Source organism: Mesorhizobium sp. M7D.F.Ca.US.004.01.2.1, assembly GCF_003997785.1.
GTDB classification, from domain to species: Bacteria; Pseudomonadota; Alphaproteobacteria; order Rhizobiales; family Rhizobiaceae; genus Mesorhizobium; species Mesorhizobium loti.
Window position 1 is genome coordinate 1 of record NZ_RZRQ01000729.1, and the last position, 697, is coordinate 697.

The 697-nt window shown below is 57.5% G+C and carries 1 protein-coding gene; it reads left to right on the forward strand.

The features are described from left to right. Positions 1-697, forward strand: a 697-nt coding sequence (locus EN993_RS36480) for a PHP domain-containing protein (RefSeq protein WP_164758090.1), incomplete at both ends; no start/stop codon positions are given.

A 697-nucleotide genomic window follows, 5' to 3' on the forward strand; every position in this document is an offset into this window, starting at 1 on the left:
ACGAGATTGAGCGAGCGGCAAAGCACAAGCTACCCGCCCTCATTCGGGATGAAGATCTGCATGGCATCTTGCATTCCCACACGATCGCATCCGATGGCACCGAAACGCTTGAGGCAATGGCCGAGGCCACGCGCAGGCGCGGCTTCGAATACTTTGGTGTCGCCGATCATTCGCAGTCCGCTCACTACGCAGGCGGCCTCACACTACCGGAGATTGCTGAACAGCACCGCGAAGCTGACCAGCTGAACAAGGCATACAATGGAAAATTTCGCATCCTGAAGGGCATCGAAGCGGACATCCTGGCGGATGGCACGCTCGATTACCCGAATGATATCTTGGAGACGTTCGATTTCGTCGTCGCGAGCGTGCACAGCCGCTTCAAGTTGCCAAAGAAGGAACAGACGGAGCGTATCATCGAGGCGATCGGAAATCCTCGGACGACAATCATCGGGCACATGACCGGTCGCCAGCTGTTGCGCCGGCCCGGTTATGATCTCGACATCGACAAAGTCCTCAAAGCGTGTGCGAAACACGGCGTCGCTGTCGAAATCAACGCTCATCCGTGGCGACTCGATCTCGACTGGCGCTGGCATCAAAAGGCACTCGATCAGGGCTGCATCTTCAGCATCAATCCGGACGCTCATTCAATCCGCGAGCTCGACCACGTGCATTGGGGTGTCGAGATGGCGCGCAAGGG